The sequence below is a fragment of the Halorubrum sp. DM2 genome (assembly GCF_901686465.1).
Taxonomy (GTDB): domain Archaea; phylum Halobacteriota; class Halobacteria; order Halobacteriales; family Haloferacaceae; genus Halorubrum.
On the sequence record NZ_LR594487.1, the window covers coordinates 833,425 to 853,315 of the forward strand.

Annotated in this window: 17 protein-coding genes and 1 tRNA gene; 11 read left to right on the top strand and 7 right to left on the bottom strand. The window is 67.5% G+C overall.

What is annotated here, in order from left to right:
• Positions 1–152: 152 nt before the first annotated feature.
• Positions 153–1,838 carry a S8 family serine peptidase gene (locus QOL69_RS04355; protein WP_283402174.1) on the top strand — a complete coding sequence of 562 codons (1,686 nt, stop codon included), beginning with the start codon at positions 153–155 and terminating at the stop codon, positions 1,836–1,838.
• On the opposite strand, the gene QOL69_RS04360 is transcribed toward QOL69_RS04355, so the two are convergent.
• On the bottom strand, positions 1,819–2,700 hold the full coding sequence (locus tag QOL69_RS04360; protein ID WP_283402175.1) for a hypothetical protein: 882 nt from the start codon (positions 2,698–2,700) through the stop codon (positions 1,819–1,821). The genes QOL69_RS04355 and QOL69_RS04360 overlap by 20 nt on opposite strands.
• Positions 2,701–2,861: 161 nt before the next feature.
• Here QOL69_RS04360 and QOL69_RS04365 point away from each other — a divergent pair.
• Together QOL69_RS04365 and QOL69_RS04370 are read left to right on the top strand one after the other, a co-directional pair.
• A tRNA-Tyr gene (locus tag QOL69_RS04365) sits at positions 2,862–2,935 on the top strand.
• A gap of 349 nt (positions 2,936–3,284) precedes the next feature.
• The gene (locus tag QOL69_RS04370; RefSeq protein ID WP_283402176.1) at positions 3,285–3,548 is read left to right on the top strand and encodes a hypothetical protein; all 264 of its coding nucleotides are present in this window, start codon (positions 3,285–3,287) and stop codon (positions 3,546–3,548) included.
• Between the two features lie 5 nt (positions 3,549–3,553).
• Here QOL69_RS04370 and QOL69_RS04375 read toward each other — a convergent pair whose 3' ends face one another.
• Complete coding sequence (locus QOL69_RS04375; RefSeq protein ID WP_283402177.1) at positions 3,554–4,120, bottom strand: MarR family transcriptional regulator; 567 nt, start codon at positions 4,118–4,120, stop codon at positions 3,554–3,556.
• Positions 4,121–4,827: 707 nt separating this feature from the next.
• Here QOL69_RS04375 and QOL69_RS04380 point away from each other — a divergent pair.
• The gene (locus tag QOL69_RS04380; protein WP_283402178.1) at positions 4,828–5,574 is read left to right on the top strand and encodes a hypothetical protein; all 747 of its coding nucleotides are present in this window, start codon (positions 4,828–4,830) and stop codon (positions 5,572–5,574) included.
• 1,121 nt (positions 5,575–6,695) lie between these two features.
• Positions 6,696–8,630, top strand: coding sequence for a DEAD/DEAH box helicase family protein (locus QOL69_RS04385; protein ID WP_283402179.1), 1,935 nt, complete (start codon positions 6,696–6,698; stop codon positions 8,628–8,630).
• A 58-nt stretch (positions 8,631–8,688) separates the two neighbouring features.
• Here the strand turns inward: QOL69_RS04385 and QOL69_RS04390 are convergent, their stop codons facing one another.
• Both QOL69_RS04390 and QOL69_RS04395 read right to left on the bottom strand, forming a co-directional pair.
• Positions 8,689–9,243, bottom strand: a complete 555-nt coding sequence (locus QOL69_RS04390) for an adenylate kinase (protein ID WP_048076241.1) — start codon at positions 9,241–9,243, stop codon at positions 8,689–8,691.
• Entirely contained in the window at positions 9,243–9,527 is a 285-nt protein-coding gene (locus tag QOL69_RS04395) for a DUF5789 family protein (protein WP_048076240.1), read from the bottom strand. The genes QOL69_RS04390 and QOL69_RS04395 overlap by 1 nt, the downstream gene beginning before the upstream one ends.
• 75 nt (positions 9,528–9,602) lie before the next feature.
• Between QOL69_RS04395 and QOL69_RS04400 the strand changes: the two genes are divergently transcribed.
• The 6 genes from QOL69_RS04400 (at position 9,603) to QOL69_RS04425 (ending at position 16,101) form a co-directional block, all read left to right on the top strand.
• Positions 9,603–11,357: a thiamine pyrophosphate-binding protein gene (locus QOL69_RS04400; protein ID WP_283402180.1), complete on the top strand. Its 1,755-nt coding sequence runs from the start codon at positions 9,603–9,605 to the stop codon at positions 11,355–11,357.
• Between the two features lie 86 nt (positions 11,358–11,443).
• Positions 11,444–11,938 carry a hypothetical protein gene (locus tag QOL69_RS04405; protein WP_283402181.1) on the top strand — a complete coding sequence of 165 codons (495 nt, stop codon included), beginning with the start codon at positions 11,444–11,446 and terminating at the stop codon, positions 11,936–11,938.
• A 94-nt stretch (positions 11,939–12,032) separates the two neighbouring features.
• On the top strand, positions 12,033–13,097 hold the full coding sequence (locus QOL69_RS04410) for a Gfo/Idh/MocA family protein (protein WP_283402182.1): 1,065 nt from the start codon (positions 12,033–12,035) through the stop codon (positions 13,095–13,097).
• Between the two features lie 53 nt (positions 13,098–13,150).
• A complete protein-coding gene (locus QOL69_RS04415; protein ID WP_283402183.1) occupies positions 13,151–14,449 on the top strand; it encodes a BamB-related PQQ repeat family beta-propellar protein in 1,299 nt (432 codons plus the stop codon).
• A gap of 108 nt (positions 14,450–14,557) precedes the next feature.
• Positions 14,558–15,778 carry a DUF418 domain-containing protein gene (locus tag QOL69_RS04420; protein ID WP_283402184.1) on the top strand — a complete coding sequence of 407 codons (1,221 nt, stop codon included), beginning with the start codon at positions 14,558–14,560 and terminating at the stop codon, positions 15,776–15,778.
• A 95-nt stretch (positions 15,779–15,873) separates the two neighbouring features.
• Complete coding sequence (locus tag QOL69_RS04425) at positions 15,874–16,101, top strand: DUF7385 family protein (protein ID WP_048076236.1); 228 nt, start codon at positions 15,874–15,876, stop codon at positions 16,099–16,101.
• A 278-nt stretch (positions 16,102–16,379) separates the two neighbouring features.
• Here QOL69_RS04425 and QOL69_RS04430 read toward each other — a convergent pair whose 3' ends face one another.
• The 3 genes from QOL69_RS04430 to QOL69_RS04440 form a co-directional block, all read right to left on the bottom strand.
• Positions 16,380–16,913 (bottom strand): hypothetical protein, encoded by a 534-nt coding sequence (locus QOL69_RS04430; protein WP_048076235.1) that lies wholly within the window; start codon positions 16,911–16,913, stop codon positions 16,380–16,382.
• A 150-nt stretch (positions 16,914–17,063) separates the two neighbouring features.
• Positions 17,064–18,710 carry an MATE family efflux transporter gene (locus QOL69_RS04435; RefSeq protein WP_283402185.1) on the bottom strand — a complete coding sequence of 549 codons (1,647 nt, stop codon included), beginning with the start codon at positions 18,708–18,710 and terminating at the stop codon, positions 17,064–17,066.
• A gap of 44 nt (positions 18,711–18,754) precedes the next feature.
• Positions 18,755–19,834 (bottom strand): mechanosensitive ion channel family protein, encoded by a 1,080-nt coding sequence (locus QOL69_RS04440; protein WP_283402186.1) that lies wholly within the window; start codon positions 19,832–19,834, stop codon positions 18,755–18,757.
• Between the last annotated feature and the right edge of the window lie 57 nt (positions 19,835–19,891).

Below are 19,891 nucleotides of genomic sequence, written 5' to 3' on the forward strand. Positions count from 1 at the left end.
TCGCGCCAACGCGGCCCGGGACATAAGGGTTGGCGGAAGCGGAGAGCGGCGACGGCCGATCGAGACCGGAACCGCGCGAGCGCGGTCGCCGGGCCGCGGCCGGCGACGCGCCCGAACAGAAGGTATTTGCGCCGAGCCGCGGAGATCCGTCCATGACTGACGGGCAGCCGCGGGACGGGCCGGTTCGGGGGTCGGCCGACGCCGAGAGACCGCGGTCCCGCGATCGATCGGTCCGGCTCGGCGTCCCGTTCGCGGTCGGTCTCGCGCTGGCGGTCGGCGTCGTCTTCGTCGCGCTCGCGGCGGGCCCCGGCGGGGTCGCGGCCGCCGGCCACGCGCCGGACGCGGCGACGGTCGGGCAGACCGAGTCCCCGCTCGACGGAGCGAACGGGACGGTCGAACTCGTGGTGCGGTTCGACCCGGTCGACGACCCCGCGGCGCTCGGCGCGACGGACGGGATTCCGGCGGCGGGCGCGAACGCCAGCGCGACCGTCGCGGACCTCCGCGACCACGCCGCGGCCGAGCGGGCGGCGTTCGAGTCGTTCGCCGCCTCCCGGCCCGGAATCAGCGTCGAGCGCGAGTTCTGGCTAGCGAACGCGCTGCTCGTCTCCGTCGACGCGGACCGGGTGACGGCGGCCGACCTGCGCGCGGTCGAGAACGTGACGCGGATCCACGAGAACGTCGCCGTCGAGCCGATCAAGTCGAGCGGTTCCGCCCAGATCGACGCGGACCCGGACGGTCGGGCCACGTCCGGACTGCGGCAGATCGGCGCGCCGACCGCGTGGGATCGGTTCGACACGCGGGGCGCGGGCGCGACCGTCGCGGTCGTCGACACCGGCGTCGATCCGGCCCATCGGGACGTCGACCTCGCTGGATGGGCGTCTTTCGACGGAAACGGGACGCTGGTGAGCGACGACATCGCGGACGCGAGCGACCCCGACGGCCACGGGACCCACGTCGCGGGGACGGTGACCGGCGGGAACGCCTCGGGGACGCACATCGGTGTCGCGCCCGCGGCGACCCTCTACGGGGTCGACGCGTTCGACGAGAACGGGAGCGCGACGTTCGCGGCGGTCGTCGCCGCGATGGAACACGCGACGACGACGGCCGACGCCGACGTACTCCAGTTGAGCCTCGGCGCGAACGGCACGTTCCCCGGGTTCGTCGGGCCGGTCAGAAACGCCCGGGCGACGGGCACGGTCGTCGTCGCCGCGGTCGGCAACGAGGGTGCGAACGCCTCCTCGTCGCCCGCCAACGCGTACGACGCGGTCGCCGTGGGCGCGGTCGACGCCGACCGGAACGTCCCGCCGTTTTCCGGCGGCGGGCGGATCGACTCGACGGCCGCGTTCTCCGCGCCCCCGGACGACTGGCCGGCGTCGTACGTCGTGCCCGACGTGAGCGCGCCCGGCGTCCGCGTCGCGAGCGCCGCGGCGGGCACCCGGAACGGCTACGTCTTCCGGCAGGGGACGAGCATGGCCGCACCGCACGTGAGCGGGGTCGCGGCGCTCGCCGTCGCCGCCACCGACGGCCGGGTCGCCGCCCCGACGGTCGAGGCCGCACTCGCCGACACCGCGGTCCACCCGACGAACGCGACGGCTCCCGACGCCCGCTACGGGCACGGCGTCGTCGACGCGCCCGCCGCCGTGGAAGCCGCCGTTGAGGCGACGCCGCCGCCGGTGGAGCCGACCGATTCGAACGAGACGGTCGAGGGAAGTGAGAACGGAACGGACGCGGGCGACGGGGACACCGACGGGCGAGCGCCCGGATTCGGGGCGGTTCCCGCGCTCGTCGCGGTCGTCGCCGTCGCGCTCGCGGGACGCCCTACTCGCCGAAATCGGTGAGCGAGCCGGAGCGGTCGTCGCTGTCGCCGTCGGCGTCCGCCTCCCGATTGCCTTCGCCTTCCGCGTCCTGCTCGCCGTCCGATTCCTTCTGCCCGTCCCCCGGGTCGCGCCATGGATTCTCGGGGTCGACCGGCTCGACGGCGCGGTCGAGTTCCGCGGCGTCGTACTCCACGTCCTCGTCGAGCAGCATCGCGAGCCGCTGCCAGCGCGCGCTCTGCTCGTCTTCGCCCTCCGGGCCGACGCGCGCCCCGTGGGTCTTGAAGAACCTCGTGCCGCGGTCCAGTCTCGACCCCTCGCCGGTGTGGCCGTCGAAGACGGCGTCGAATTTGCCCTCCGGTTCGAGGTCGCCCACGGGGAAGTCGTGTGCCGGCTCCTCGCCGCGCTCGCGGGCCTCGGCCCTGACCTCGGCGACGGCGGAGAAGTAGGCGTCCGCGTTCGACGCCTCCCGGGTCGAGCGCGCGCGGGCGGCCGCCAGCGCGGCGTGGATCGCACAGAGGCGGCCCTTCCACTCGGCGGGCTCCCAGCGCTCGGTGGCGAGTTCCTCGTAGCGTTCGATCGTGAGCGCGGCGTCGCTGCCCGCGCGGAGATCCTCGACGACGTAGAGGTTGAGGCGGTCCCAGAGGTTCCACGCGTAGCCGGAGCGGGCCAGCTCCCACGCCGCCCACGCGGCGACCTCCTCGTCGGAGCGGCGGACCGCCTTCTGGAGGAGACTGGAGACGACGTAGCGGCTGTAGCCGCCGTCGGTCTCGTTCGGCTCCTTCGCCTCGCCGAAGTCGTTCTCGCCCGTCGCGTCCGGCGTCGTCTCGGTTTCGAGGCTCCCGTCCGACCCGAACGTCGCCTGTCTGTCGTCGCCGTCGGCCATGGGCTCGCTCCCGCCGCGAGCGACTTAACAGCCGCGCGCTGCCGGCGTCTCGTGAGTCGATTTCTGGGGATCGCTTCGGCCTCGCGGGACTGCGGTACGGCGGATCACACCGGTTCTGAAAGGGAACCCTTAAGTCCGATCCAACGGCTACGTTTCGGTAACCGCCCTTAGCTCAGCTTGGTAGAGCAGTCGACTGTAGATCGACTTGTCCCCCGTTCAATTCGGGGAGGGCGGACTGAACTTCAACACTCGCGAGCGACAGCGAACGGGTGCTAACTGTGCGGGACAACCGACCCGAATTGAGCAGACGAGTCGCAGCCCGCGCAGTGAGCGAAGCGAACGAGCAGGACCGTCTCGGCGAGTTCAATTCGGGGAGGGTGAACTTGCTTTTATACTCGTGAGCGACAGGTAGGTGAAACGTCTGGACGCTCACGCTGAGTTTGTCGCATTCACCGCGGGGGCCATGTACCCGGCCTATTTCGCGCAGGAACGGTTCCGTGGGTTCGGGCGGCTTGTGCTGGCGAAGCTTCCGTACCGTCCGCCGCCAGGTATGGACGAGGAGACCGCGATGGAGGAAGCCAGCGATGGGTGAGATCTTTGACCCAGATGAGGAACCGGACGGGGACGCGCTCGCACCGCACGACTTCTATGTCGGCGTCGCGATGGCGCTTTTCGGGTCCGCGCAGGTGTGGCCCTACTACCCCGCGACAGGGGCAGGCTTCGCGTTCATCGGCCTATTGGTCGCACTCGACGACGTGATCGAGCACATGACGACGTACGCTACGCCGCTAGACCAAGTGTGGAAACGGGTTATATACTCGATTGTCAGCCGTATTGAAGCCACGTAGACGAACTAATCCCTTTGTAATTTTTCGACTGGCAGGTACCGCCATACAAGACTGTTTATTTTGGCCTGTATAGGCGATAAGAAGGAGACAAGAAGTCCTGTCAGAAATGAACCCAGTGCGATTGTAGCATAAATTATCGCTGGAATTTCTGACTCTTGAGTGATGCTCAATGAGAATCCAATGTAGAAGGCGAAGACAACCAACGCGGCGAGAATCATCGTAGCTCCGATCAGCGCAAAGGTTCCAGGTACCGTCTCAGAGTGCTTTTTCACAATACCCCACACATCAGCGTAGAAGTTTCTAAGCGCAGTTGTTCCTTCCGTACTGGCAGGATTGTGTACATCTTTATTCCAAGCAAAGACCGTCTGGTTTTTGCGACGGTTAAGCCATTCTGAGTCTTCCATCTTGGTAATATGGTTACTGACCGTTGTAGTTGAACAATCCATTCTTTCGGCCAGTTCTTCTTGTGTAAATGGTCGATCAGGATTGCGATATAGCAGTTCTGCGATTTTAAAGAAAGTATCTCCCTTCTGCTCAAACTCATCGTGGAATTCCTTTGGAAGTGTTCTCATGAGATAGTATAAGATAACCAGGAATAAAAATCATTGAGTCGGTGTTTATCATCGTCAACACCCCCACTTATGACCATAAACCGGGGTTAGAAGGTCTATAAAAGATGTTTTTGATTTTTACCTATGGCTACCTTTCTGTCATTTGCGATGTCAGAAAGACAAGACACTCCGGCTACACAGCCGAAGCCGAAAGCCGGAAACCGGGGGTATAGAAATGGTAATCGGGCACAGATTGATCCACGCATGATTCTGGGAGGTGGCGTACTGCTGATTCTCGCAGGGCCACTAGTAGTGGTGGCAGTCGATATACAATCAGCATTAGCCTCCACTCCGGCATTCACGGATTTATACGCTGCTCTAATTGCGATATTGCTGGTCTCAGCGATAGCTGCGGCAGTACTCGGTTTGGACTAAGTCTTCCACCGAGTATTTTTGGAGTAATCGTATAGCGAGCTATACAAACGCCTGTGTCCGCCCCTCGGTATGCTCACCAACAACCTTCGCAACACCTTTTGATCGACCATTATCCTGCGTAGCGCTTCGCCGTTCAATTCAGTCATCTTGTCCGGCCTATCGATCCCTCTCTCTCTCTCTCAATTCACGCTCTCCAAGACGAAACACACCGCAATCGCCAAGATCGGCGATCAACACCAATCCCCCCTGTGTCGCCGTAACACACTTAAGAGCGCGCTCGATACGGGTACCCAGTGGCATCCCGACAGGGCGGGTCGGGGGACACGGAGCCCCTCGGGCCCGGATCGACGGAGCGTCGGACCGGTTCCACGACCGCCGCCGCGAACCGAGACGCGGCCGCGCGGCCCCGGTCCCCGCCGGAGTCGCCGGCGCGCCGCCGCGCTCGGGCCGGCCGAACCGACCGGTCCGCGGACTATCGATCGGTCGATTCGCCCCGCGGCGGCGCGTCCGCCGCCCGAACGCCGGCGGACCCGCCGGTGCGCGACCCCGGTCTCTACGCGCTGACCGACCACTTCCGCGAGCGGCTGGAACAGCCCGGTCGGTACGTGTCGACGCGCACCGTGAGCGACGCGATCCGGAGCGGCCAGCTCCGGTGGAACAGCACCGACGGCTGGCGGTTCGCCCTCGTCGAGGGCGGGATCCGCTTCGTCGTGGTCGTGAGCGACACGGAGACGAACTCGCCGGTCGTCGTCACGGGGTGGACTGAGGTCGCGGACCGCGAGGCCGCGCTGGACGCCTCGCGGTGGGACGGCGTCGACGTCGACACCATCGCGGTGCGCGCGGCGCTCTCCGAGTCGGCCTCGACGCCGATCCCGGACCGGATCCGGCCCCGGACCGTGACGCGCCCGTTCGAGGTGGGCGACCACCGGTTGGAGACCGCGCCCGGTGACCCGTTCGTGCGCTGTACCGTCTGCGGCTGCCGGTTCCGCTCCAAGGAAGCGATCACCTCACGGCGGTGTCGGAACCGATCCTCGGACTAGATCGAGTACGTTTTTAGCTGATCCCGGCTGGCTGGGTACTGGATCGCCGTCGACGTGGGAAATACGGCTGAAGCCCCAGCCGATCGAGACGAAGTGGCTGACTCCGTAGCCGAGACCTTCGAAGCCCCGGCCGCTCGGCCATACGCGACTAGTCTCGTCACGACCGAGATCGCCGAAGCCCCAGCCGCTCGGCGATACGTGACTACCCTCGTCACGATCAAGGCCGCCGAAGCCCCAGCCGTGAGGCGGGTGGACGCTCGCTGTCGCCCGAAAATCTCCGATTTTCGGGATGACGAGAGAGCTCTGCTCTCTCGAACCACGCTCCTCGCTCGCGTTGCTCGCTGCGGTGCTTACGTCGTCATCAGAACGCTTCGCGTTCTGATTGGCTCACGAGAGCTTCGCTCTCGTGAACGCCTCCGCCCGCCTCACGGCTGCCCCTTCGAGTCCCGCCCCGCACCGCAACCGCAGCCTCATGCCTCCCCAGCCTCGTCAGTCGCCTCCGCTACGCTCCGGCGACTGACTCCAGCGAGAATCGAAGATTCTCTGGCAGCCGGCGGCTCCGCCGCCGGCGACCTCGCGCGGTGCTGTCTCGCGGTCGCCGAGGGCGACCGCTCGCAGGCACGCGCCACCGCTGTCTATTTATAAGCGGCTTTGTTGAAATCCTCAGAAAGTGATATATTCCAATCCGATTGCGATCAATACAGACGAAGGATGTAAGATCGAAGAAGGATACGATAAATATGGCAAGTTATTATAGTTATTCTACTCAGAAACTGCTATGAGCGATCTGAGAGAGATGCTATTCGCAATCGAGATCACATTAGTAGGCATTACCGCCGCTGTGCTCTCGGTTCTTTATAATTCATTTTTGCTAAGTGTGATTGCTGGGGGAACGACCATTTTCGGGTTGCTTGGAGCAATAATAGTACGTAGGCGCGCCCGCAGACACTGACGGCGTTCAGTTTCGCAGCTCCCGTCGACCGGCTGTTTCATATCACTTTATGTCTGAAGAATAAGATTTCAACAGAGCCTTATAAGCATATTCTCGGCGTGTGGTCACTGTTTATGAGCGATGAGCCGCGGACGCTACCCATTTCCGCGTCGCGATCGAATCGAGGGTAATGACCGACGACACCGGCGATCCCGCCGGATCCGACGACGAGGTCTCGGCCGACGCCGACGACCCCGACAACTCCGACGACGCGCCCGCGGACCTCTCGCTCGACCGCTTCCACGAGGCGCTCGAAGCCGAGGAGCGTCCGGTCGCGACCGCGAGCGAGGTGGCGCGGCGGCTCGGGACCACGCAGGCGGCGACCCGCGACGCGCTCGGCGCGCTCGTCGACCGCGGCGACGTGGACCGTCTCGACGTCGAAAGCGACCCGGTCGTCTTCTACCCGCGCGACTGGGGCGCGCTGGCGAGCCGCGAGCGCGTCGTCGTGTTTCCGAAGCGCCGCGAGATCGTCGTCGACCGGCCGACCCAGTACACTCGCGCGCGGCTCTCGCAGTTCGCGAACCTCGTCGACACCACCGGCACCGAGCCGGGGACCCGCGGCTACCTCTATCAGATTAGACAGGAGGACGTGTGGGCCGCGCCGTTCGACGACGCCGACGCGCTCGTGGGCGCGCTGCGGTCGGTGCTGCCGCGTCGGTTCGAGCACCTCGAAGAGTGGGTCCGCGACCAGTGGCGGCGCGCGCACCGCTTCCGGCTGTACACCCACGCGGACGGCTACGTCGTCCTCGAAGCCGCCTCCGAGAACCTGATGGGGAACGTCGCCGACCAACACCTCGACGACGACCACCTCCGCGCGCCCATCTCCGACACCGAGGCGTGGGTCAACGAGGGCGCGGTCGCCGCGGTCAAGCGCGCGCTCTACGACGCCGGCTACCCGGTCGAGGACGACCGCGACCTGGAGACCGGCGACCCCGTGGAGATCGACCTCACGACCGACCTCCGCGACTACCAGCAGACGTGGGTGGAGACGTTCCTCGACCGCAAGTCCGGCGTGTACGTCGGGCCGCCCGGATCCGGGAAGACCGTCGCCGCGATCGCAACGATCGCCGCGGTCGGCGGCGAGACGCTGATACTGGTCCCCTCCCGCGAGCTCGCCGGCCAGTGGCGCGATGAGCTCTTGGAGCACTCCACGGTCGACCCCGCCGACATCGGACTGTACCACGGCGGAACGAAGGAGATCCGACCCGTCACGATCGCCACCTACCAGATCGCCGGGATGGACCGCCACCGGAGCCTCTTCGACTCCCGCGAGTGGGGGCTGATCTGCTTCGACGAGGCGCACCACATCACCGCCCCTGTCTACTCCCGCACCGCCGAGCTACAGAGCAAACACCGGCTCGGCCTCTCGGCGACGCCGGTCAGCGAGACCGGCAGCGAAGAGGAGATCTACACCCTGATCGGCGGACCGATCGGGGCCGACTGGGACTCGCTGTTCGAGGCCGGCTTTGTCCAGGAGCCGGAGGTGGAGATCCGGTACGTCCCGTGGCGAGACGAGCTGGCGCAAAGCGAGTATGCGGCCGCTGACGGCCGGGAGCGCAGACGCGTCGCGGCCGAGAACCCCGCGAAGATCGAGGAGATCCGCTACCTGCTCGCCGCCCACCGGGACAAGAAGGCGCTCGTCTTCGTCGAGTATCTCGACCACGGCGACGCCATCGCGGACGCGCTCGGCGCGCCGTTCATCAGCGGTGAGACGCCTCATCACGAGCGCGCCGAACTGTTCCGGCGGTTCCGGGCCGACGGCGAGGCGGGCGGTTCTCGCGGGGACGAGACCGACGACGAGTCGCTCGACGTCCTCGTCGTCTCCCGGGTCGGCGACGAGGGGATCGACCTCCCGAACGCCGAACTCGCGGTCGTCGCGAGCGGGCTCGGCGGCTCCCGCCGGCAGGGGTCACAGCGCGCGGGCCGGACGATGCGGCCGACCGGCTCCGCGCTCGTCTACGTCCTCGCGACGCGCGGGTCGAGCGAGGAGGAGTTCGCGCAGCGGCAGATGCGCCACCTCGGCCGGAAGGGCGTCCGCGTCCGCGAGACGAACGTCGCGGAGTAGGCCGCGGGGCGGGGCCCTCCCATCGCTCCGTGTTCTAGCCGAACCGGGGCGGAGGGCGTCAGAGCGCGTCCGCCAACCGCTCGGCCGCATCTTCGAGCTCGCCCTCGTTCTCGATGAACTGAACGGGCGCGTTCTGGTCTCTCGCATACTGGAGCGCCGCCGACCGGTTGAGATCCTGTTCGAAGTCGATCTTCCGTTCCGTGACTCCGTCGAGGTCGCGGTCGCTCTCGCGCCGGCGTTCGAGAATCGTCTCCGGCTCCGCCTCGACGAGGACGAACGCGTCCGGCGAGACGTCGTGGAGCACTTCGACGGGGAGCCCTTGGACGTAGCCGTCTAGGGTTTCGACCGCGAGGTGCGTCGAGAGGATAACGTTCGTCGTCGCCGCCTCTCTGGCGACGAACTCGCCCGCGCGACGCTGGAGGCGGCGGGTTTCGGTCTGCGAGAGCGTGCCGAGTTGGGCCCGCTCGGTCGTGATCCCCATCGCCGCCGCCTGTTCGAGCATCGCGTCGCCGAAGTTGATCAGCTTGTACCCGTCCCCGAGTCCGCGCCTGACCGCCTGACAGACGCTGGAGAGACCGACGCCGTTGACCCCCGAAACGAGCGTGACGGACATCAGAAACTCACCTCGTTTTCCTCGTCCCCCGGCATGCCACCGCGGTCGTCGTAGTACCTGCGGCCGACGAACTGCGGCCCGACCAGCGACATCAGCGTGTCGTAGAGGTCGTCGGCCGAGTCGAACTCCGTCACCTCGGACCGCTCGACGATCTCCCGTATCGTCGTGCTCTCACCGTCCGGCGGCGACAGTTCCGTGTTCCCCACCCGCTCTAACACGGTGACCCGTGACGCCGGAAAATCGAGTTCCCTCGCGAACAGATCGCGCGTCTCTGGTAAACGCATACATATCACATGGAACCGTCAGATGAAATAACTACAGGCCGAAGTATTCAACACCTGTTCGGTCGAGTTCGCGGTATGGACGCGGACGACCCCGCCAACCGCGACGACGAGGTCGACAGCGATCGCGACGAACCCGCCGACGACGATCCGACCGTCGCCGAGGCGGTCGTCGACGCCATGCTCGACCGCGGCGTGGACACCGTCTTCGGTATCCCCGGGAAACAGACCCTCCCGCTGAACCGGGCGCTTGCCGACCGCGACGCGCGGTTCGTCGTCGCCCGCCACGAGACCGCCGTCCCCCATCAGGCGTGGGGGTACGCCGAGACGAGCGAGCAGGGCGGGATGGCGGCCACCTGCGTCGTCCCCGGACCGGGCGACACGAACGCGATGAACGGGCTGAAGAACGCCCTGAACGACTGCGTCCCGCTGCTCCACCTCGCCGTCGAAACGGAGCGCTCGGTGCGCGGCGGCGACGGGATCCACGAGACGCCGCCGGAGACGTACGACACCGTCGTCAAGGAGAACGTCACCGTCGACTCGCCGTCGGGCGCGGTGCCGGCCGTCGCCGAGGCGATCCGCGCCGCCCGGGAACACCCGCAGGGACCGGTCCGCGTCGGGATCCCGAAGGACGTCCTCGCGAGCCGGACGCCCCAGCCGGCGGTCGGCGACCGCGACCCGTCGCCCCCGCCGACGCCGCCCGCCGACGCGGTGCGCGAGACCGCGGACCTGCTCGCCGATGCGTCGTCGCCCGTCGTCCTCGCCGGCGGCGGCGTCAGGCGCTCGGGCGCGAGCGACGCCCTCCGCGCGGTCGCCGAGCGACTGGACGCGCCGGTCGTGACGACGTATAAGGGGAAGGGGACGCTCCCGGAGACGCACCCACTGTCCGCCGGGGTCCTCTGTGGCGGCGCGAGCGCGGACCTCCGCGACCTCCTCGCGGACGCCGACCTCGGTCTCGTCGTCGGCTCCGACCTCGACGCGGTCGCGACCGCCTCGTGGTCCGTCTCGATGCCGGAGACGCTGGTCCACGTCACCCTCGACGGCGACGACGTGGGGTTCGGCTACGAGACCGACCGCGGCGTCGTCGCAGACGCCGACCGCTTCCTTCGCGCGCTCGACGAACGACTGGGAGACCGAGACCCGTCACCGGATCGCTCCGGCGCGGAGCGCGCGGAGTCCGTCCGCGCCGCCGACCGCGAGCGGTTCGCGGCGCTGTCGGAGCCGGGCGGCGGCGACGCCCCCGAGGACCGTCCCCTCCGCTCCGTCGAGGTGCTCTCCGCCGTGCGCGACACGGTCCCCGAGGAGGCGGTCGTCACCGCCGACGCGGGCGGGTTCCGGCTGTGGACGCTCGTCTCGTTCCCGGCCTTCGGGCCGCGGTCGTACGTCAACCCCGGCTCGTGGGCGACGATGGGCACCGGGCTCCCGTCGGCGATCGGTGCGAAGCTGGCGAACCCCGACCGCGACGTCGTCGCGCTCACCGGAGACGGCGGACTCATGATGTGCGTTCACGAGCTTCACACGCTGGCGAGCGAGGGGATAGACGTCACCGTCGTCGCGCTCAACAACGACGACTACGCGATCATCAGCGAGGAGGCGTCGCGCTCGTACGACTTCCCCGAGGGGAGCTACGGCTGGGGGGAGACCGGCCTCGATCTCGTCGCGGTCGCGTCGGGGATGGGCCTGCCGGCGGAGCGCGTCCGCGAGCGCGACGCGGTCGGGGACGCCGTCGAGCGCGCTCGCACCCGGGACGGCCCGGCGCTCGTCGAGGTCGTCACCGATCCGGCCGAGCCGCAGGCGAGCGAGTGGATGACCGGGCCGCGTCCCGGCCAGTGACGGCCGGCCCGCGTTCGCTCGGTTTCACGCCTTGCGTTTCCGAGATCTGAAGCGATCTATATGGGTCCCCACCCCCGAGTGCGCGTATGCGAAACCCGTGGGTTCACGACGACGTTCCCGACAACGCCGGAGCGGGCTACGACGGTCCGGTGCGTCTGTTGGCGGCGTTCATTTGGGGATCGCTGGTCCTCGGGGTCGGCGGGTTCGTCCTCCTGTCCGGCGCTGGCGTCGTCGATCTCGCCGACGGTGGCTCGTTCGGCGAGGTCGTCACCGGGGTCGTCGCCGCGCTCGCGCTCGCGCTGTCGATCCCGATCCTGTTGAAGCTGCTCGCGATCTCGCGGATGCTCGCGCTCCTCGCTCTCCTCGTCACGGGCGCGTCGGTCGGGCGGTTCGTCGTCGTCCGCGAGCCGGAGCAGTTCCAAGCGCTGCTCGACGCCCGCGACAGTCTCGCCGGGAACGCGGGCGCACTTGGCGACCTCCTCGACGCCGTCGACTCGATGACGCCCGCGACGATCGACGGGGCGACGGCCGTAATCATCGACGGCGTGGCGGCCGCGCTCGTCGCCCTTCCGGTCGCGTGAGGCCGCGGACGTCGGCCGGCCGAGGAACCGCAGTTCCGCGTTCCCGGAGTCGACCGGACGGGAGCCTTAACAGCCGTCGTCGAGAACCGCGCCCATGACGCATCCGAACGACGTCGCCGTCGGGGTCGTCGGGCTCGGCGGCATCGGGTCCCACCACGCGACGAAGCTGACCGAGCGCGGCGCGACCCTCGTCGGCGGAATGGACGTCGACGCGGAGGCCCGAGCGCGCTTCCACGAGGAGTTCGGCGTTCCCGCCTACGAGGACGAGACCGACCTCTTCGATGACTGCGACGCCGTGTTCGTCACCACGCCGAACCGCTTCCACGAGGAGTACGCGACCGCGGCGCTCGCGGCCGGACTCGACGTGCTCGTCGAGAAGCCGCTGGCGCACTCGCTCGAAAGCGCCGAGCGGGTCGCCGACGCCGCCCGCGACGCCGACGGGTTCTGTACCGTCGGGTTCAACAACCGGTTCGCGGAGCCGGTCCAGGTCGTCAAACACTACCAAGACGAGGGGCGGTTCGGCGAGACCACCCACGTCGAGGCGAACTACGTGCGCCGGCGCGGCGTCCCCGGGCGGGGCTCGTGGTTCACGTCAGCGGAGGTCGCCGGCGGCGGCGCGCTCATCGACATCGGCGTCCACGCGATCGACTTAGCCCTCTACTTCCTCGATCACCCCGAGGTCGTCGAGGTCACCGGACAGACCCGCTCCGAGTTCGGCGGCCGCGACGACTACGCGTACGTCAACATGTGGGGCGACGACTCGGGTCCCGAGGGGTTCGACGTGGACGACTCGGCGTCGGCGTTCCTCCGTACCGCCGACGGCAGCACCGTCTCGCTGGAGGTCGCGTGGGCGACGAACCGACCCCCCACCGAGGAGTTCGTGGTCCGCGGCACCGAGGCGGGCGCGACGTTCGACCGCGGGAGCGACGACCTGACGATCCACGAGGCGGCGGTCGGCGGCGGCCCCCACCTCTCGGACACCGAGGTGGAGACGCGCGAGGGAGACGCCCACGCCGCCGAACAGGCGACGTTCCTCGAAGCCGTCGCCGCGGGCGAGGCCCCCGCGATCAACACCGTCGAGGAGGCGGTGCGAGTCCAGCGCGTCATCGACGCCGTCTACCGCTCCGCGGAGCGGGGCGAGGCCGTCCGGCTGGACTGACCGGCACGGTGAGAGCGATACACTTAGGGGAGCTATCGGAGAAACAGACGGCCATGAAGCCCTCCAGCAGCGGCGCGGCGGCGTCCGGTGACTCGCAGGGGACGGAGACGGCACGGAACGTGGCGGAGACGGCAGGACACGCGGCGGGCGTGAGGCGGCGATCGGTCCTGGCGGCCGGTGCCGCCGGCGTGTTCACCGGACTCAGCGGTTGTCTCGGCGACGGTGACCGGTCGCTCCCGTCGACGCCCTCCGGGTCGTGGCCGCAGCACATGCGCGACGGGGCGAACACGGCGGCGACGGCGGCGACCGCCCCGTCGCGCGGGAACCTCGCGTGGACCTCGGACGCGTTCACGCGGTGGCCGCCCGTCGCGGTCGACGACGAGGTGTACATCGGGAACGTCGACCCGAACCCCGGTCCGAAAATCGTCGCGCTCGATGCGACGGACGGCTCCGAGCGCTGGCGCGTCGACATCGAGGAGGCGAGCCACTACACTTCCGCCGTCGTCGGGGAGTACCTCGTCGCCGCGTTCGGGGACCGAGTCGTCGCCCTCGACCGCGAGTCCGGCGATCGAGAGTGGAGCGCGACGGTGACCGGGACCGTCTCCCGCACCGAGTTAACCGCCGTCCCCGCGGCGTCGCTCGTCTTGGTCCCTCGCAGGTCCGGGACGGAGGGCGGTCTCACCGCGCTCGACGCAGCGACCGGGGAAAAGCGGTGGGCCGAACCGCTCGCGGACCCCGTCATCGACCCGCCCGCGGTCCGGGGGGAAGGGGTGTTCGTCGCCACTGACTCGGCGCTGTACCGGCTCGATATCGCGGACGGAAGCGAAGTGTGGCGTCGGAGCGTCGGGAGCGTCGCGCTCGGGCCCAGCGCGACCGCCGCGGGACTCCTCGTCGCCGCCGACGGCGACCTCGCGGTCCGGGACCCCGACACCGGAGACCGAATCCGAGTACTCGACGAGTACGGCGGCGAGGCCCACGGCGTCGCGGTCGCCGACGGGACCGCGTACTGGCTGACCGACGAGCACCTCTCCGCGGTCGCAGTTGCGGACGGGACCGAAGAGTGGCGTCTCGACGCCGAGGGCTGTCAGGAGGGGCTCTGCGTCGGTCAGGAGACCGTCGTCGCTCCGGTCAAGTACGAGAAGTTCGACCTGGAGGTCGCTTGGCCCACGGTCGCCGCGTTCGACCGCGACACCGGGGACGTGCGCTGGTATTATCACATCGACGGGTTCGACGTGACGTTCACGACGCCGCCTGTGCTCGTCGACGGCGCGGTGTACGTCACCGCCAACACCATCGACGCCGTCGGTGCGCTCGGAGACGTCCCGCAGTCCGAGGAGTCTGGACTCTTCTGAGGCGCGGAGCCGCCCCGGCCGCGGCGTCGCCTTCCGGGGGGCGTCTCGGCCCGTCCCGTCCGCGATGGGAACCTATTCGGTGCTGGGAACGAATCTGACAGCCAACTCGTGACTCGCGATCCAGGCCCGACGCCGCCCTCCGAACGGATCACCAGCCTCGACGCGCTCCGGGGGTTCGCGCTGCTCGGCATCCTCCTCATCAACGTCTGGGTGTTCTCGATGCCCGAGCAGACGCTGCTGAACCCCAACGTGTACGCCGACGCCGCCGTCTACGGTGACCTCTCCGGGGCGAACTACTGGGCGTGGTTCGCCGGACACGTGTTTGCGCAGTCGAAGTTCATCACGATATTCTCGGCGCTGTTCGGCGCGGGGGTTCTGCTGTTCATCGAGAGCAAAGAGGAGAAGGGGCAAGACGCCGTCCGCCTCCACCTCCGCCGGACCGCGGTGCTGATCGCGGTCGGCCTGCTCCACGCGTACCTGCTGTGGTACGGCGACATCCTCGTCGCGTACGGGCTCACCGGGATCTTCCTGCTTTTCGTCCGCGACCTCGACGCCCGACAGCTCGCCGGACTGAGTGGGGTGTTCCTGCTTTTCCTCCCGGCGGTCGAACTGTTCGCCGCGGTGTCGATCGGGGGCGACGCGATCGCCGGCCAGTGGCTGCCCTCCGAGGCCGCGCTGCGCCAGCAGGTGGCGACCTACCGCGGCGGCTGGCTCGACCAGATGAGCCACCGCGTCGGCTCGTCGTTCCAGCGACAGACCACCGGGTTCATCGGCCAGAACTTCTGGCGGGTCGGCGGCATCATGCTGCTCGGGATGGCGCTGTACCGGTGGGGCGTGCTGACCGGCGAGCGCTCGACTGCGTTCTACCGCCGGCTCGTCGCGGGCGGCGTCGTCGGCGTCGGCATCGTCGTCGCGGGCGTCGCGTACATCGAGGCCAACGACTGGAGCGCCGGCGCGGCGCTGTTCTGGCGGCAGTTCAACTACGTCGGGAGTCTGCTCGTCGCCGGGGGCTACGTCGGGGCCGTCACCCTGTTCGTCAGGTGGCGCGGCGAGGGGATCGTCACCCGCGCGCTCGCCGCCGTCGGTCGGACCGCGTTCACCAACTACCTGCTCCAGACCCTGATCGCCACCACGATCTTCTACGGCCACGGCCTCGGCCTGTTCGGCTCCGTCACCCGCGTCGAGCAGTACGGGATCGTCGCCGCGATCTGGGCGGTCCAGATACCGCTGTCGGTGCTGTGGCTGCGGTACTTCCGGTTCGGTCCCGTCGAGTGGGTCTGGCGGACCCTCACCTACGGGGAGGCGCAGCCGATGCGGCTCGACGGGTGACCGCGCTCGCTCTCTCGGCGGTCTCGGCCGAGGCCCGTTCTCCGAACTGAGACTCGCGAGGACACGTTCAACACCCTCCCGCCGAACGCTCGTCCATGACCGAGTTCGACGTTCACGACCACCGCCACGAGCTGAAACAGCTCCGCGACGCGGGCGCGACGAGCCTCTGGGAGAATCGCGAGGAGATGGACTGTCCGGTGTGCGATGACGCCTTCTCGCGGCTGTTCGTCACCGAGCAGCCGGGAACGACGTTCCCTGAGAACGACGGCGCGCGGTTCTGTCTGCTGCGCGGCGGCGACGCGGTGTACCTGTTCAGGCACTGAGCACACAGGTGATCGGGCTACGGTACGTCGAGTCCGTGAATTCCCTCCTTCAGACTCCCTCTCGTCGAAACGGTTGGCCGGCTAGGGTACGTCGTGACTGGCACCAAGCCAGAACACATAATATACGAAGGATTTCAGCAGGCCAAACAAGAATTGATCAGAAGGAGAGGGTTTCAGCAGAATATGAAAATGAATGTCTCAGCGGGGATTACACACGAGGTAGTAGCACGTTGGAAATTAGGCCACTGATGTAAACCTGAAAGAGACCAGACCTACGATCAGATAGGTCCGAACAGCAAAACTGATCCCGAGGTTCTGCGGCCACTCCGATCTAGCTCGTCGAAACACCACTCTTCAACTATGCTGGTGAGATACTGGCAGAGGTTTACCATGGTCCGGTAGCGTCCCCACCGATACCTGAGGTGTGGGTCTGTCTCAATTTTCAGAAGCCAGGAGTAGACTGGTTCACATTCGTCGAGTGCCTTCATTATCATTGCCTGTTCTCGTGTATGTGTGTCGTCATTGACCTCGCTGAACGGGATATACTGGTCGAATACATCTCGTTCCTCCAGTATCTCTGCACTCTCTTTTTCAATTGTGAGCCTAAAATTCGCCTCTATCGCGTTCTCGCACAGTTCTATTAACGTGTTCGTGTACTCTCCGACTCGTACTGATTCGCGTTCTTCTATTCGTTCGATAATACGGTTGTCGAAGGCCTCAAATGTAGTATCTAGATACCGCTGTCGCCACGAGTATTCGACACCGACGGCACAACCGAAGAGACGTTCCCGAAGTGAGGCTTCCGTAGTCATTTCTCGATTCTCAATTTCTGATTAAAATTAGTGTGGACGTGAATTTATTTGTTGTGTCGGCCACCCACCAGTTCCTTCTTTCCGTACACTGTCCTGAGTGCGATCGAGCCGAAATACACCACTTACCGCTGATCTCGACGAATCCGGGCGTCAGTCGTCGCCCACGGGGTCGACGCCGGGGTCGGGGTCGTCGATGTACCGCTCGGTCCACGTGCCCCGCGCGAACCATGCGACGCCGACGACCGCGCCGAGGACGTTCCCGAGCGCCATGCCGACCCAAACGCCGGTCTCGCCCCATCCGGCCACGAAGACGAGGTACGCCACGCTGGCGACCCGGCCCACCCAGAGGGTGAGGATCGAAATGATCATCGCGGTCTTCGTGTTGCCCGCGCCGCGGAACGCGCCGAGGATCACCTGTGAGACGCCGATGAAGGCGAACTCGACCGAGCGGATCCGGACGTACTCGACCGCGTACTCGATCGTCGCGGGCGCGTCCGGTACGTCGCCGAGGAACGCCCCGACGATCGGTTCGGTGAACGCGACGGCGACGACCGCGACGAGGAACATCACGCCCGCGCCGGTCGTCGCGGCGAACTTCACCGCCTTGGCCGCGCGGTCGGCGCGGTTCGCGCCGAGGTTCTGTCCGACCATCGTGTCGATTGCGCGCCCCAGTCCCATCGCGGGCAGGAACACGAGCGAGATGAGGCGGTTGCCCAGCCCGTAGGCGGCGACGACGGGCGGCGAGAACGTGACGATCATCGCCGTGAGCGTGATCATCGCGAGCGCGCTCGTCGTCTGCTCGACGCTGGAGGGGAGCCCGAGCCGGAAGATGTCGCGGATGAAATCGAGGTCGGGCGCGAGGTGGCCGAGCGTCACGTCGGGCCCGTAGTCGGTCCCGAACAGGACCCAGAGCCCGATGGCGGTCGCGACGCCGCGAGAGAGGATCGTCGCGAGCGCAGCGCCCCTGATCCCGAGTCCGGTGATCCCCGTCGCCGAGAGCAGGGTCGCCTCCAGCCCGATCGGGTCGAGCGCGGCGAGACCGGGGACGCCCGCGAGCAACCCGAACAGCGGATTCCCGTCGAAGCCGAAGATGAAGAACGGGTCGAGGAGGACGTTCAGGAGGACGGAAATGAACATGACCGCCATCGGCGTCCGGGTGTCGCCGTAGCCGCGCATCAGCGCCGAGAAGACGAAGAAGCCGAACATCAGCGGAATGCCGGCGAAGATCACCTCCATGTAGTCGGCCGCGAGCGGGATCACCGTCGCCGCGGTGTCCGCGTCGCTCGGGAGGAGTTCGAGGGCCGGGCGAGTGTAGAAGTAGCCGCCGATACCGATGAACACGGACAGTACCATGACGGTGAAGATGGTCTGTCCCGCGACGAGTCCCGCCGAGCCGTCGCCGTCGGCACCGGTGTACTGCGCGACGAGGATCGCGCCCGCGGTCGTGAACCCGCCGGCGACCGCGATCAGAAGGAAGATGAGGGGGAACGCGAGGCTAATCGCGCCGACGGCCTCCGCCGAGAGCCGGCCGAGGTAGAGGGTGTCGACGATGTTGTACGTCACCTGTAACAGTTGGATGACGACGATCGGCCACGCTAGCCGGAACAGCGGGCGGAGGAGACTCCCCTCGGTGATCGAGTCGTCGTCGAGGGGAGCGTCCGACCCGTCCGGCGAGTCGTCGCCGCGCTCATCGGGCTGGTCGGACTCGTCGGCGTCGGCGTGTTCATCCGGGGCGGTAGCGGGGTCGTCCGGCGCGTCGGAGGGGTCGCCCGGATCGACCGGAGGCTCGTCGCTCACTGCCTGATAAACGCCGGGCGCGCTCTATCAGACTTCCGATTCGGTTACCGTCCCGAGTCGTCTGCGGGCCGTTCGTCGCGTTCAAACGCGGAGCCGGCGGAATCCGGAACGTCGCCAGCGGCGTCCGGGACGGAGGACGCGTCGCCGGGAGAGTCTGACTCGCGGACCGTGGACGGATCCGACGCACGGACCGCGGCCGAGTCGGCGGCGGCGTCGACGCGCGCGACGCCCGAGGTGTCGTCGAAGACGAGGTGGCGGTGCGGGTACGCCATCGTGACATCCGCCTCCGGATCCCCGAGCCGCTCGCGGATCTCGGTGTTCACGTCCGACTGGACCTTCGCCAGCTTGTACGGCTTTTTCACCCAGTACCGGAGCCGGAGTAAGATCCCGTTGTCGCCGAACTCGTGGAGCCGGCAGTCGGGACCCGCCATGTACCGGGCCACGCCGATGCGGATGTCGGGGCCGCCGTCGATGACGGCCTCGCAGTCGCGCGCCGCGCGCTCGATGCGACGGCGGGCCTCCGGGACGTCGCTCTCGTAGGTGACGAGCACGTCGATCGCCCGCCGGGTGCGCTCGTCCTCCGCGGAGAAGTTGGTCACGTCGCGCTCGCGCATCGTCCCGTTCGGCACGACGAGGAAGGTGTTATCGAGGGTGAATATCTTCGTGTATCGGATCGTGATGTCCTCGACGAACCCGGTCGTCCCGTCCTCTAACTCGATCATGTCGCCGATCTCGAACGGCTGGTCCGCGAGGATGAACACGCCGTTGATGAAGTTCCCCACCAGCGGCGCGAGAATGATACCGATGGCGGCGGTGAACACCGCGGTCCCTAAGAGGAGGTTCCCGAACGGGAAGTCGATGGCGTCGAGTCCGACGAACAGCGCGGCCCCGATCGTCGCCACCCGAACGCCGCGGACGATCGTCTGCGCGACGCTCTGTCGCGACACGCGGCGCGCCACGGGGCGGCCGATCAGCCGCACGACGAAGTTGGCGACGACGACGCCGACCGCGACGGCCGCGACGACCGTCAGGAGGTCGGCCCCCGGGAGGTCCGCGAGCCGAGTGCCGAGCCGGTCGAGCCGCGAGACGAGTCCCGGGACCGGCGTCGGCTCGGGAAGGGCCATAGCGGATTCGCGTCGGCCATCCGAAAAAGCGTTTCTCCCCGCGGGCGTCGGCGCGGT